Below are 12,879 nucleotides of genomic sequence, written 5' to 3'. Positions count from 1 at the left end.
CCTAGGTACCAGCTGTTAAATCTGTGTTACACACGCGTCGCGGTTGAGCCGACCTGGACGTGATTGGGTGTTGCGGTGATCGGAAATGCCGGCTCGCCCGGATCCGAGGGTCTCCGGTGCCCGGCTCAGCTGCAGCGCAACCCCGCCGGCGGCGCAACGAGATCGGTCAGGAAGGCCAGCACGGTGGTGTCCACGCAGGCGTCCCCGTTGAACACCACGGTGTGCTGGGTGCCCTCGAAGGTGACCAGCGGCGCGTCGAGCTGACGGGCCAGTTCCACCCCGGCCTCGTACGGGGTGGCGGGGTCGCGGGTGGTGGACACCACGATCACTTTCCCGGGTCCGGGTGAGACCGCGGGCCCGGGCGCCGAGGTCGACGGCACCGGCCACATCGCGCAGATGTCGCGCGGCGCATAGCCGGTGAACGTGCCGTACTCCATGAACGGTGCCGCGGCGCGGGTGCGCAGGTCGGCGTCCACCCAGGCGGCCGGATCGGTCGGGAATGTCGAGTCCACGCAGCGGATCGCGGTGAACGCGTCCTGCTGACTGCGGTAGTGCCCGTCCGCGTCGCGGCGGTGGTATTCGTCGGCCAGCACCAGCAGATCACCGGGATCGGTGCCCCGTTGCAGTCCGAGCAGCCCGCTGGTCAGGTACGGCCAGTACCGCTTGCTGTAGAGCGCGTGTGCGGTGCCGGTGATGGCGTCCGCGTAGCCGAGCCCGCGCGGGTCGGACGTCGGTGCCGGCTGCTGCACCAGCGGGTCGATGAGCTGGTGGTAGCGCTCCACGAACTGGGTGGGGTCGGTGCCCAGCGGGCAGCCCGCCGAGGTGGCGCAGTCGGCGGCGTAGTCCTCGAAGGCTTGCTGGAATCCGCCGAGCTGACGGACGCTTTCGCTGATCGGGTCGGACCCCGGGTCCAGCGCCCCGTCGAGCACCATCGCCCGGACCCGGTGACCGAACCGCGCGGCGTAGGCGGTGCCCAGTTCGGTGCCGTAGGAGAAGCCGAGATAGTTCAGCTGCTCGTCGCCGAGCGCCGCGCGCACCACGTCCATGTCCTGCGCGGTCGACGCGGTGCCCAGGTTGGCCAGGAACTGCGGCCCCATCCGGTCCAGGCAGGACTTGGCGAATTTCCCGAAGACCTCTTCGATGTGGGCCACCCCGCCCGGGCTGTAGTCGGCCAGCGGTTCGGCGCGGTACGCGTCGAACTCGGCGTCGCTGCGACAACGCAACTGCGGCGTCGAATAGCCGACACCGCGCGGGTCGAAGCCCACCAGGTCGAACCGCCGCCCGATCTCGGTCTCGGCCAGCGCGGTGCCCATCGAGGCGACGGTGTCCACCGCCGAGGCCCCCGGCCCGCCCGGGTTGACCATCAGCGTCCCGATCCGCTGCCCGGAGGCCGGGATCCGGATCAGCGCCAATTGTGCTTGCGCGCCTTCGGGATCGGGGTTGGACCAGTCGATCGGCACCGGGACGGTGGTGCACTGAGCCGTGGCGATCACCGGTGCGTCACCGAGGAACTGGACACAGTCACCCCAGGCCGGCGGCTGCCCGTACAGCGCGGCGGACGGTTCGGCGTGCGCGGGTGCGCCCATCACGCCGGCCGCCGTGAGCGTGGCCAGCAGCACTGCAGAGATCTTGCCAGCCAGCCGCATGGCGATCATGCTCGCACGACCGGTGCCGTGACCCGGGCGGCGAATCAGCGCAGAGACACCCCGGGTACCAGACGGAGACCCGGCCGTGACCCGTGGCTCAGCAGCGGGTGCCCTCCGGCGGGAGAATCCCGTCGATCACGTACTTGGCCGAGATGTCGTCGACGCACTGGTTGCCCTGGAACACCACGGTGTGCTGGGTTCCCTCGTAGGTGAGCAGCGTGCCGCCGAGCTGCTTGGCCAGGTCCACGCCGGCCTGGTACGGAGTGGCCGGGTCGTTGGTGGTCGACACCACCAACGACGGCGGCAGCCCGGGCACATGCAGCTCGTGCGGCTCCGAGGTGGGCGGCACCGGCCAGAAGGAGCAGGTGCCCATCGGCGCCATGCCGGTGAACTCGCCGTAGCTCAGGAAGGGCGCCACCTCGCGGGATCGGCGGTCCTGCTCGACGACCGTGGCCCGGTCGGTGATCGGCGGTTCGTCGACGCAGTTGACGGCCACCCGCACGTCGGTGGAATTGTTGTAGTGGCCGTTGGCATCCCGGCCCATGTACAGATCGGCCAGCGCCAGCATGGTGTCCCCGCGGCCGCCGCGCAGTTCCTTGAGCCCGTCGGTCAGGTGACGCCACAGGTTGGGCGAGTACAGCGGCAGGATGGTCCCGACGATCGCGTCGCTGTAGCCCAGGCCCCGCGGATCGGCCGTCGGCGCCGGGTTGTCGACCAGCGGGTACACCAGGTCCTTGTACACGTCGGTGGCCTTCGCGGGGTCGGTGCCCAGCGGGCAGTCCGGCTCCTTCGCGCAGTCCGCGGCGTAATCGTCGAACGCGGTCTGGAAGGCCGCCGCCTGACGCAGGTCGGCCTCGACCGGATCGGCGTTGGGGTCCACCGCGCCGTCCAGGATCATCGCGCGCACCTTGTCGCCGAACAGCTCGGCGTAGGTGGCACCGATCCGGGTGCCGTAGGAGTATCCGAGGTAGGTCAGCTTCTCGTCGCCGACCGCTTCCCGCATGGCGTCGAGATCCTTTGCCACACTTTGCGTTCCGACGTTCGCCAGGAACTCCTCGCCCATTTTCTCGACGCACCGGTCGATGAACGCCTTGGTCTCGGACTCGATGTGCTCGACGCCCTCCTCGGTGTATTCGACCGTCGGGTCGGCGCGCAGCCGGTCGTTGTCCTCGTCGGAGTTGCACCACAGCGCGGGCTTGGAGCCGCCGACGCCGCGCGGGTCGAACCCGACCAGATCGAACCGTTCCCGTACCGACTGCGGCATCGTGCCGACCAGGTTGACCGCGGCCTTCACACCCGACTCACCGGGCCCGCCCGGGTTGATGAACAACGATCCGATCTTCTCGCCGGTGGCCTTGATCCGGATCATGGCGATCTGCGCGACCTCACCGTCCGGGTTGTCGTAGTCGACCGGAACCGACAGCAGGCCGCACTCGGCGCCCATCGGCATCCGCGCCTCCCCCGCGCCGGCCTCGCACGGCGCCCACTGCACGGGCGTGCCGGGACGGGGAGCGGACAGCACGGCACGGCCGTCGACGACGTTGCTGCATCCGGACACCAGGAGCAGCGCCATGGCGGCCGCGAGGCCCCCGCGCTTGAGGTTCATGGCTGACCATGCTGCCATGCGTCGACATCGGGGCAGGTGAGGCTACCTACATGCGGCGAGTAACTCGGCCAGTTCGACGGCGAAGTCGTCGGCCATCTCCCACAGGTCGGGCAGCAGTTCCGGGCATGAGATGAGGCCGACGTCGAGTTTGCCGTTCAGCGACATGACGGTGATGTTGAGCCCGGAACCATGGAAGATCGGGCCCAGCGGGTACATCGCCTTGACCTCGCTGCCGAGCAGGTAGAGCGGAATCTGCGGGCCCGGGACGTTGGACACCACCAGGTTGTGCACGGGCGCGGCGGCGGACAGGTTGCTGCGGGCGTACACCCGCATCGCCACGCCGAACACCGCGGGGGCGGCGAATTGCGTCCAATCCTGCAGCAGCGTCGCGCCGATCGCCGAACTGTGTTGTTTGGCCACCGAATTGGCCGAGGCGATCGCCATCAACCGTTCGGCCGGGTCGGCCAGGTCGGTGAAGAGCGTGGAGAACATCCCGGACACCTGGTTGCGGCCGGGCCGGTCGGACTTGTCGTGCACCGACACCGGGATCATCGCCACCAGCGACGAGTCGGGCAGCTCGTCGCGGTCGAGCAGGAACCGCCGCAGCACGCCGGACACCAGCGCCAGCACCACGTCGTTGACCTTCACCCCGAAGTGGCCCCGGACCGTCTTGATGTCGGCGAGGTCCAGTTCGGCGAACGCCACATTGCGGTGGCCCGTCACGTTGGCGTTGAACGGCGTCTTGGGCGCCGCGAACGGCGCGGCCATGGTGAGTCCCTTGGTGGCCCGGCGCGCGGTGTCGACCACGGTCGACACCGTGGAGGGCAGCATGTTGACCAACTTCAGCGGACGAGTGACGAACTTGACCGCCCCGTTGATGGCGATCTCCAGTTCGGAGGCGTCCCCGGGCCCCTCGACCGGGTCCGGGGGCGGCGCGTCCGGTTCGGTGGTGCACAGCGTCGACATCAGATTGGCCCCGGTGACCCCGTCGACGGCGGCGTGGTGCACCTTGGTCAGCAACGCGAGCCGTCCGCCGTCGTGCGCGTCGGTGCCCGCGACGTTCTCGATCACCCACATCTCCCACAGCGGGCGGCTGCGGTCCAGCGGCAGCGAGGCGATGTGCCCGCAGATCTCGGAGAGTTCGGTGCGCCCGCCCGGGGACGGCAAGCCGATCCGGTGCAGGTGGCGCTGAACGTCGAAGTCCCGGTCCTCCACCCACACCGGGTGGTCCAGGTTCAGTCGGCTGTCGGCCAGCTTCTCCCGGAACTCGGGCATCGCCTTGATCCGCATGGCCAGTTCGTCGCGCAGCCGGTCGAAGGTGTAGCCGCCGGGCATGGTGGAGGTGTCCAGTTCCAGGACCGAACAGACATGCAGCGGCTGAGCGGCGGTTTCGAGGTAGAGGAAGCTGGCGTCGAGGCCACTGAGCCGTTGAAGTGCGCGCCGTTGCATGGTGCCGATGGTAGGTGCGGGTGACCGCGATGTGAGGAAATCCACTCAACTCCGCCGTTCACCTGCGGGTGCCCGAGTGGCAGACTGGTCGGCGTCAGATGACCCGGGGACCCGCAGTGGCCTCGAGGATCAACCCGACAACACACATCGAGGGACAAAGATGTCTGAGCAGTCCGTTTATGGTGCCACCAAAGCTCCCGTGAAGGTTCGCACCCACCATCTCCAGAAGTGGAAGTCCGAAGGCCACAAGTGGTCGATGCTCACCGCGTACGACTACTCCACCGCCCGTATCTTCGACGACGCCGGAATCCCGGTGCTGCTCGTCGGCGACTCCGCCGCCAACGTGGTGTACGGGTACGACACCACCGTGCGGGTCACCGTCGATGAACTGATCCCGCTGGTGAGCGCGGTGGTACGGGGTGCCCCGCACGCGCTGGTGGTCGCCGATCTGCCGTTCGGCAGCTACGAGCGCAGTGCCGACCAGGCGCTGGATACCGCGACCCGGTTCATGAAGGAAACCGGTGCGCATGCGGTCAAGCTGGAGGGCGGCGAGCGGGTGACCGCCCAGATCGCCGCACTCACCCAGGCCGGTATCCCGGTCATCGCCCACATCGGGTTCACCCCGCAGAGCGTGAACGGGCTGGGCGGTTACCGGGTGCAGGGTCGCGGTGACGCCGGCGACGAGACCATCCACGACGCCATCGCCGTCGCCGAGGCCGGCGCGGTCGCGGTGGTGCTGGAGATGGTGCCCGCCGAGCTGGCCACCCAGATCACCGGCAAGCTGACCATTCCGACCGTCGGCATCGGCGCGGGCCCGAACTGCGACGCCCAGGTACTGGTGTGGCAGGACATGGCCGGTCTGACATCGGGCAAGACCGCGAAGTTCGTCAAGCGGTTCGCCGAGATCGGTACCGAGTTGGGCCGTGCGGCAAGGCAGTACGCCGACGAGGTGGCCGGCGGGGTGTTCCCCGCCGACGAGCACTCGTACTAGGGGACTAGCCGAACTCCGGGGCGCGCTTGCCCAGGAACGCCGCGACACCCTCCTTACCGTCGGCTCCCGCGGCGTTGCCTGCGATGAACCGCGCCTCGAGTTCGAGCTGGGTTTCGTAGTCCGCGCCGTAGCTGTTCAGCAGCAGCTGCTTGACCGCGGAGTTGGATCCCTTTGCGCCAGTGGCGACTTCGCGGGCCAGTTCCTCGACCTTGGCCGGCAGTTCGGCATCCGGGACCACCGCGGTCACCAGGCCCCACTCCAGCGCCTGGGCGGCCTTGAGCACCCGGTTGGTGATCATCAGTTCCTGGGTGCGCCGCAAGCCGATCAACCGGGGCAGCACGTAGGACGCGCCACCGTCGGGGCTCAGTCCGGCCTTGGTGTAGGCCATGGTGAACGACGCCGATTCGGCGGCCAGCACCAGATCGCCGGCGACTCCGAGCGAGAAACCGGCGCCCGCCGCGACCCCGTTGACCGCGGTGATGAGGACGGCGTCCATCCGGGCGAAGGTCGACATGGCCCGGTGCAGATCGTTGGCGATGCCCTTGACGAAGACGCCGGGGTCCTCGGCGGCCGCCATGGCCTTGAGGTCGCCGCCGGCGCAGAAGAACCGGCCCGCGCCGGTGAGGGTCACCACCTTGGTCTCGGCGGTGTCGCACAGCGTGGCCGCGTCGGCGAGGTCGCGCGTCATCGCGGCGTTCATCCCGTTGGCGGCCTCGGGCCGGTCCAGCACGATGTTGACGACGGATCCTGCCCGGGTGAACTTCAGCGTCTCGAATGCGGTCATGGCGCACACGGTATTACGCCCAGACCCGAAGGTGTAACACGCGGTCCCCGATCCGGTGGTTGCGGGCAGACCGGTCCCACGCTCACCGCATGATTGCTCGCCCCGGTATGGCAGGCTGGTGATCATGCCTGCTGCCAAGCCAAAGACGTCGCGCCACACTGAGGTTGAGCGCAAGTTCGACGTCGTCGAGAGCACCGTCTCACCCTCGTTCGAGGGGCTGGCCGTGGTGTCCCGGGTACAGCACTCCCCGACCCAGACGCTGGAGGCCGTGTACTTCGACACCGCCGACTACGACCTGGCAGCCCACAAGATCACCCTGCGCCGCCGCACAGGCGGCGCCGATGCCGGGTGGCATGTGAAGCTGCCCGCCGGCCCGGACGCCCGCACCGAGGTGCGGGCCCCGCTGGCCGATTCGGTGCCCGACGAGGTGCGCGACGTGGTCGCGGCGATCGTGCGGGACCGGCCGCTGGCCGCGGTGGCCCGGATAACCACCCAACGCACGATCTCGGAGTTGTTCGGCGCCGACGATGCACCGATCGCGGAGTTCTGCGATGACCAGGTGACCGCGGCCGCGCTGCGGCCGGACAGTGAGCCGCAGCTGTGGCGGGAGTGGGAGTTGGAACTCGCCGAGGGCGCCGGTTCGGCGGACATCCTGGATCGGCTGTCGAACCGGCTGCTGGACGCCGGCGCGGTGCCGGCCGGACACGGTTCGAAACTGGCCCGGGTGCTCGCCACCGCCGAACCCGACGCGCCCGCGGTCGCGCCCTCGGACCCGGTGCGCCGGGCGGTGGCCGCGAACATCGAGGACCTGATCGCGTGGGACCGTGCGGTGCGCGCCGATGTGCACGATTCGGTGCACCAGATGCGGGTGAGCACCCGCAAGATCCGCAGCCTGCTGGCCGACGAGTCGTTCGGCCTGCCCGATGACGCCTGGGTGCTCGAGGAGCTCAAGCTGCTGGCCGGCATCCTCGGCGTGGCCCGTGACGCCGAGGTGCTCGCCGAGAAGTACGAGGACGCGCTCGCTGAGCTGGCCCCGGAACTGGTGCGCGGGCGGGTACGCGAGCGTCTGGTCGACGGCGCCCGGCAGCGTTACGCCACCGGGTTGCGCCGCTCGTTGACGGCGATGCGTTCAGAGCGATACTTCCGGCTACTGGACGCCCTCGACGAGTTGGTGGCGGCACCGTCGGAGACCGCGGGGCGCTCCGGCGCCGAATCGGCCGCGGCCAGCCTGGCAGCCGCCTACAAGAAGGTCCACAAGGCCGCCAAGCGCGCGGAGTCGGAGGGCACCGATGAATCCCTGCATCGGATCCGCAAGCGCGCCAAGCGTCTTCGCTATACCGCGTCGGCCACCGGGCATTCCGCGGTGGCCGAGAAGGCCAAGGCGGTGCAGAGCCTGCTCGGCGACCACCAGGACAGTGTGGTCAGCCGCACCCACCTGCTGGAGGAGGCCGACGCCGCGCACGCGGCCGGTGAGGACACCTTCACCTATGGGCTGCTGTACCAGCGGGAGATCGAGGTCGCGTTGGAGTCCGAGGCCGAGATCGGCGATGCCCTGAAGGCCCTCAAGAAGGCCGTTCGGAAGTAGGGGGCGGACGAGCTGGCCTGTAAGCCGGATTCTGTCCCGACCCTCCCGGTAAAACCGGGACGGCCGGTGGCGACCATCCATCTGGACACACCGTCGCCGGGTGCCTCAAGCGGCCTACCCGCAAGCTCGGGCGAGCAGCCCTCGAACGCTTGCGCGACCGCGACCAGGTCGCGGCCTTCTTGGCCTTGCTTCGGGTGGGGTTTACCTAGCCATCCCGGTCACCCGGGATGCTGGTGCGCTCTTACCGCACCTTTTCACCCTTACCACCTGCCCAAACAGCTCAGGTGGCGGTCTGTTTTCTGTGGCACTGTCCCGCGGGTTGCCCCGGATTGCCGTTAGCAATCACCCTGCTCTGTGAAGTCCGGACTTTCCTCGAATTTCTCCGCGGTCGCCCGGCCAACTCGTCCGCGCAGATCACCGTACCCTTAAGGACATGGCACAGGTGCCGCCAGCCCGATATCTGCTGCGAGCCAAGGACCTGGTCGATGCCCGCTACGCCGAGCCGATCACGGTCGACGACCTCGCTGCCGCCGCCGGACTGTCCCGGGCACACTTCACCCGGATGTTCACCCGCACGTTCGGGGAATCGCCGCATGCGTATCTGCAGAGCCGGCGTCTGGAACGGGCCGCGGCGCTGCTGCGCTACACCGATCGTTCGGTCGCCGAGATCTGCGCGATGGTCGGGCTGACCAGTGTCGGCTCGTTCACCACGACCTTCGCCCGGGTGTACGGCAAGCCGCCGGCGGCGTACCGGGCCGCGCAACCGCCGGCGAGTGCCTACGCCCGGGTGCCCGGTTGCATCGTCCGACGCGATACCCGCCGTGCCCCCGGCAGCCGGACCAAGACAGCACACGGGAAGAAGACGGGCGATGGCGACCGGTCGTAGCGTTGCCCCCATGATCAGGATTGCAAGTGCACACCTTTGGGTTCATGACCAGGAGGTCGCCCTCCGCTACTGGACCGAGAAGGTCGGATTCGAAGTACGCCAGGACGTCTCACTGCCCGATGTCGACGGGATCTTCCGCTGGCTGACGGTCGGCCCCCGAGGCCAGGACGATGTGTCCATCGTGTTGATGGCGGTGCCCGGCCCGCCCGTCATGGACGCCACCACTCAGGAGCAGGTGCGGGAACTGACCGCCAAGGGTTTCGCCGGGACGATATTCCTGTCCACGGATAACTGCCAGGCCAGCTTCGAGGAATTGCGTTCCCGCGGAGTGGAGTTCACCGAGGAACCCACCGAGATGCCCTACGGCATCGACTGCGGATTCCGTGATCCGTCGGGCAACAGCGTTCGGCTCACCCAACTGGCGGATGTGAGCGCACTGGGCTGACGGTCAGAAGGGTGGCGGGTCCGGGTCGCTGTTGGAATGGCCCCCGCCGCCCAGGATGTCGTTGTCGGTGATGCCGCTGTTGTTCAATCGCCGACCGTGCGTGGTGTCGTCGTTTCGTGCTGCCGCGAGGGCGAGTTCGGTTGCGTTGCGGGTGCGTTCGGCGTTGATGCGGTAGTCGCGGTCTTGGGCGCGGGTGCGGGCCCGGGTGGGCTTCATGGCGTCCCGGTGCTCGTCGTGGAGCAGGCTGATGTGTCGTGGTGGTGGGACGTCGGTGTGGCTGTTCCAGTGCGGGAACAGGATCGCCGCGCCCGCGGTGGTGACATAGGTGTGCCCGGTGGGTGCGCGCCATTCGGTGCTGCCGTCGGGTCCGGCGGTGACGGTCCAGCCGTTGGGGCCGGTGCGAAATGTCTTGAGTAGGTGATGTTCACGGCAGAGCGGGCGCAGGTTGCCGGGGTGGGTGGCCCCGGCCGGCCACGGGGTGAGGTGGTCGATGTCGCAGCGGTGCGCGGGTTTCGAGCAACCGGGGAAGCTGCAGGTCTGCGATTGCATCCGCACGAACGCGGCCAGTGCGGTGGAGGGCCGGTATTGACGTTCGGTGGGTAGGTTCGCGGCCTCGGAGAGGGTGCGGACTTTGGCGCCGGTGGCGATGAGTTCGGCCAGCATGGCCGCGGGGATGATGGCGCCGTCGAGAGTGATTCCGGCGCCTGCGCCGGGGTGGGTGGCCGCGGGCCGGGAGTCGGGTGCGTCCGGTTCGGGTGTCCGGGCGGCGGGCTGATCCGGTGTGTCCGGTTCAGGGGCCGGCTCCGGCGTGGTCTCGGGTTCGGATTCGGTGGGTGCGGGGCTCAAATCACGTCGGGGGCCGCCAGTTCCTTGCGGTGCCGGGGTCGGTTGCGGTCCGGGTCCGGGTTCGGGCCGTGCCTCAGCGCCGGGCACCTGATCGGTGAGTGCATAGATGACGACCGCCGTGGACCGCGGGTCTTTACCGCTGCCTTCACAGTCGGGGTCTCCGCACTGACATGCCAACCGCAGTAGGGAGGGGCCGACGATGCCGAGGGCGCCCAGGGCAGCGGCGAGGCGTTCGCGCAGCGGCCGCGGATCATTCGGGCACACGGTCGCGGCCAGATCGTGCAGGCGCTGTTTGACCGCCTCCTTGTCGGTGGCCCGCAATCGCCCCCAGAACGAACACACCCCATTCGGGTCATTGCGGTCATCGAACTCCACATAGAGATCCTTGGCCGCGGTCTTGGACCGGATCACCGCGAGGGGATCGAATTTCTCCACCCACAGATCGACTGCCCGGGTCAGCTTCGTTTCTGACAGGGTGCCGTAGCGGGCGGCCTCGCAGGCGATCGCGGCATCGATCAACGCCAAGGCGTCCTCATCGACGACCAGTCGGGTGCGCCAGGCGATCTCGGCGATCACCTTCGCCGATACCGCCCCGGTCGCGAACACCGCCGCGGTGCGCGGCAACCGCTCCCGCAGCGCCCTACCGATATGCATCTGGGTAGATGCGGCGTGCTCGCCCAGATTGCACGCCGCACTCACCTGCGCTTTGGCGTAGGCCCAGCCATCGATCACCGCATGGGCACTGCCGTCGTCCTCGTCCTCACACTGGCGGGCTGTCACCTCAGCGATCAACGCCAACCGATCCGCGGCAGCCATCGCCTCCGCACGGGTCGCCGCCGTCACCGCGCAGATGAGCTCCTCATCACTCATCCCCGCCAGTCCAACCCGATCGAACATACTTTCGATGATAAATCGACCCACCGACAAGTTGCGGCGTCTCGGTGGCGGTGACCGGTTCGATTTGGGAGTCAGGCGACCGAGGCCCCGACACCGCCGAATCGTTGACTCATCAGACGTGCGCGTGAACGGGAGATTCGTTGCCTCATAGAAAATGCGCGCGTCCGCCGGACCCAGTCCACCACCCGACTCAGCCCGCCCGCCGCAACACCATCACGTTGTCGATCAGATGCCCCAGCTGCCCGTCCGGCCCGATGGCCTCACGCTCGACCGGACCCACCTGGACACGCTCCCAGCTCTCGTCGAGGTCGAGCGACGCGACGACCTCCTCGGCGCTGGGGAACTCCACGTGCCGATGGTTCGACCAGGGCGGGGCCTCGCCGTGATCGACGATCAGGAGGAGCCCGCCCGGCGTCACCGCCTCCGCCGCGCGTCGCAGCACCCGCACCCGGTCCAGCGGGATCTTCGAATGCAGAAACTGCGCCGACACCAGATCGAACTGGCCCTCGGGGAAACTCTCTTCGAGGTCGTGGTGCTGGAAGTCGATGTGACTCAACAACTCCCCCGCATCCGCAGCAGCACGGTCCAGCGCGACGCGGGAGACATCGGTGGCCACCACCGTCCACCCATGCGAGGCCAGCCAAATGGCGTCCCCGCCCTCACCACATCCCAGATCCAGGGCGCGCCCGGGTTGCAGCGACTCGGCCACCTCGATCAGCCGCTGGTTCGCCTTCCCACTCCAGATCCGGTCGCGCTGGCCATAGTGGGCATTCCAGTGCTGCTGCGCATCCGGGACCGGCCAGGGCGGCACCGGCAGGCCCACCTCGTCCGCCAACAGGCTCTGCACCATGGCAGTGGCCGCCAGTGATCCGCTCGCCACCGAGGCGGCCACCTGTGGGACCTGTACCCCGGCATCACCGGCGGCGAACACCCCCGGCACGGTGGTCCGCTGGAACTGATCGACGACGATGGCATCCAACGCAAGAGGATTCGGCGGCGCGAACTCCACGCCGAGGTGAGCCGCCAGATGCGAGCGCTGCTGCAGGACCGCGGCCACCAGGACACCACGCCGTGGTAGCGCCGGGCCCGAGGTGAACCGCACCTCGATCAATTCCCCTGCTTCCGAATGGAATTCGGCGACCTCACGGGTGTCCACCGAGATGCCGGCGGCTTCCAGCAACGAGCCGTCGACCGCCCCGCCGTTGCTGAGGACCACGATGTCATCGGTCCAGCCCTTCAGCATCAACGCCATGTGCACGGCCCTGTCCCCGTCGGCGAGCACCGCCAGCGGTTGATCCCGGACCTCCCAGCCGTGGCAGAACGGGCAGTGGAAGGCCGCACCTCCCCACAACACATCCAGTCCGGCGACCTGCGGCGGCCGGTACCGCATTCCGGTCGCCAGCAATACCCGCCGGGCCCGTTCCCGGCCGCCGTCGGCCAGTTCCACGACGAAGCCGGCCCCATCGGGGTGCACCGCGCTCACCGTCGCCGACCGGACGTTCACGCTCGTATACTCGGCGAGCTCCGCGCGGCCCGCCGCATACAGTTCCGCGGGCGGGGTGCCATCGTGGCCGAGCAGCCCGCCGATGCCGTGTGCGGCCAGATTGCTCTGGTCACCCTCGTCGAGCAGCAGAGTCTGCCGACGCGCCCGACCCAGCACCAGTGCCGCACTCAGGCCGGCGGCTCCCCCACCGACGATCACGCAATCCCATTCGCTATCCATGCCATCGAGCTTGCCGATCGC

Annotated in this window: 10 protein-coding genes and 1 other RNA gene; 4 read left to right on the top strand and 7 right to left on the bottom strand. The window is 68.7% G+C overall.

Annotated elements, in window-relative coordinates; all coding sequences use genetic code 11:
* Window positions 1-125: 125 nt before the first annotated feature.
* From V4U86_RS10030 to V4U86_RS10020, 3 genes are all read right to left on the bottom strand, one after another.
* Window positions 126-1,655 carry an alpha/beta hydrolase gene (locus V4U86_RS10030; RefSeq protein WP_395311086.1) on the bottom strand — a complete coding sequence of 510 codons (1,530 nt, stop codon included), beginning with the start codon at window positions 1,653-1,655 and terminating at the stop codon, window positions 126-128.
* Window positions 1,656-1,743: 88 nt separating this feature from the next.
* On the bottom strand, window positions 1,744-3,252 hold the full coding sequence (locus tag V4U86_RS10025) for an alpha/beta hydrolase (protein WP_395311985.1): 1,509 nt from the start codon (window positions 3,250-3,252) through the stop codon (window positions 1,744-1,746).
* A gap of 42 nt (window positions 3,253-3,294) precedes the next feature.
* Complete coding sequence (locus V4U86_RS10020) at window positions 3,295-4,701, bottom strand: WS/DGAT/MGAT family O-acyltransferase (protein ID WP_395311085.1); 1,407 nt, start codon at window positions 4,699-4,701, stop codon at window positions 3,295-3,297.
* Window positions 4,702-4,861: 160 nt separating this feature from the next.
* Between V4U86_RS10020 and panB the strand changes: the two genes are divergently transcribed.
* Complete coding sequence (gene panB, locus V4U86_RS10015; RefSeq protein WP_395311084.1) at window positions 4,862-5,692, top strand: 3-methyl-2-oxobutanoate hydroxymethyltransferase; 831 nt, start codon at window positions 4,862-4,864, stop codon at window positions 5,690-5,692.
* A gap of 4 nt (window positions 5,693-5,696) precedes the next feature.
* Here the strand turns inward: panB and V4U86_RS10010 are convergent, their stop codons facing one another.
* Complete coding sequence (locus V4U86_RS10010; RefSeq protein ID WP_395311083.1) at window positions 5,697-6,476, bottom strand: enoyl-CoA hydratase/isomerase family protein; 780 nt, start codon at window positions 6,474-6,476, stop codon at window positions 5,697-5,699.
* 124 nt (window positions 6,477-6,600) lie between these two features.
* Between V4U86_RS10010 and V4U86_RS10005 the strand changes: the two genes are divergently transcribed.
* Window positions 6,601-8,061 (top strand): CHAD domain-containing protein, encoded by a 1,461-nt coding sequence (locus V4U86_RS10005; protein ID WP_395311082.1) that lies wholly within the window; start codon window positions 6,601-6,603, stop codon window positions 8,059-8,061.
* A gap of 4 nt (window positions 8,062-8,065) precedes the next feature.
* On the opposite strand, the gene rnpB is transcribed toward V4U86_RS10005, so the two are convergent.
* An RNA gene (gene rnpB / locus V4U86_RS10000) (RNase P RNA component class A) lies at window positions 8,066-8,465 on the bottom strand.
* A gap of 29 nt (window positions 8,466-8,494) precedes the next feature.
* Here rnpB and V4U86_RS09995 point away from each other — a divergent pair.
* Both V4U86_RS09995 and V4U86_RS09990 read left to right on the top strand, forming a co-directional pair.
* Window positions 8,495-8,947 carry a helix-turn-helix domain-containing protein gene (locus tag V4U86_RS09995; protein WP_395311081.1) on the top strand — a complete coding sequence of 151 codons (453 nt, stop codon included), beginning with the start codon at window positions 8,495-8,497 and terminating at the stop codon, window positions 8,945-8,947.
* Between the two features lie 10 nt (window positions 8,948-8,957).
* Window positions 8,958-9,392 (top strand): VOC family protein, encoded by a 435-nt coding sequence (locus tag V4U86_RS09990; protein WP_395311080.1) that lies wholly within the window; start codon window positions 8,958-8,960, stop codon window positions 9,390-9,392.
* Window positions 9,393-9,395: 3 nt separating this feature from the next.
* On the opposite strand, the gene V4U86_RS09985 is transcribed toward V4U86_RS09990, so the two are convergent.
* On the bottom strand, window positions 9,396-11,135 hold the full coding sequence (locus tag V4U86_RS09985) for a DUF222 domain-containing protein (RefSeq protein WP_395311079.1): 1,740 nt from the start codon (window positions 11,133-11,135) through the stop codon (window positions 9,396-9,398).
* Between the two features lie 190 nt (window positions 11,136-11,325).
* The gene (locus tag V4U86_RS09980) at window positions 11,326-12,858 is read right to left on the bottom strand and encodes an FAD-dependent oxidoreductase (protein WP_395311078.1); all 1,533 of its coding nucleotides are present in this window, start codon (window positions 12,856-12,858) and stop codon (window positions 11,326-11,328) included.
* Window positions 12,859-12,879 lie beyond the last annotated feature (21 nt).

This window comes from Mycobacterium sp. AMU20-3851, assembly GCF_043974665.1.
Classification (GTDB): Bacteria; Actinomycetota; Actinomycetes; order Mycobacteriales; family Mycobacteriaceae; genus Mycobacterium.
This window is presented reverse-complemented; position numbering and strand designations above follow the sequence as displayed.

Bases quoted from the DNA above. Each gene is read 5' to 3' on its own strand.
- panB (WP_395311084.1), top strand. From the start codon at position 4,862: ATGTCTGAGCAGTCCGTTTATGGTGCCACCAAAGCTCCCGTGAAGGTT.
- V4U86_RS10025 (WP_395311985.1), bottom strand. From the start codon at position 3,252: ATGAACCTCAAGCGCGGGGGCCTCGCGGCCGCCATGGCGCTGCTCCTG.
- V4U86_RS10030 (WP_395311086.1), bottom strand. From the start codon at position 1,655: ATGATCGCCATGCGGCTGGCTGGCAAGATCTCTGCAGTGCTGCTGGCC.
- V4U86_RS09985 (WP_395311079.1), bottom strand. From the start codon at position 11,135: ATGTTCGATCGGGTTGGACTGGCGGGGATGAGTGATGAGGAGCTCATC.
- V4U86_RS10005 (WP_395311082.1), top strand. From the start codon at position 6,601: ATGCCTGCTGCCAAGCCAAAGACGTCGCGCCACACTGAGGTTGAGCGC.
- V4U86_RS10020 (WP_395311085.1), bottom strand. From the start codon at position 4,701: ATGCAACGGCGCGCACTTCAACGGCTCAGTGGCCTCGACGCCAGCTTC.
- V4U86_RS09990 (WP_395311080.1), top strand. From the start codon at position 8,958: ATGATCAGGATTGCAAGTGCACACCTTTGGGTTCATGACCAGGAGGTC.
- V4U86_RS09995 (WP_395311081.1), top strand. From the start codon at position 8,495: ATGGCACAGGTGCCGCCAGCCCGATATCTGCTGCGAGCCAAGGACCTG.
- V4U86_RS09980 (WP_395311078.1), bottom strand. From the start codon at position 12,858: ATGGATAGCGAATGGGATTGCGTGATCGTCGGTGGGGGAGCCGCCGGC.
- V4U86_RS10010 (WP_395311083.1), bottom strand. From the start codon at position 6,476: ATGACCGCATTCGAGACGCTGAAGTTCACCCGGGCAGGATCCGTCGTC.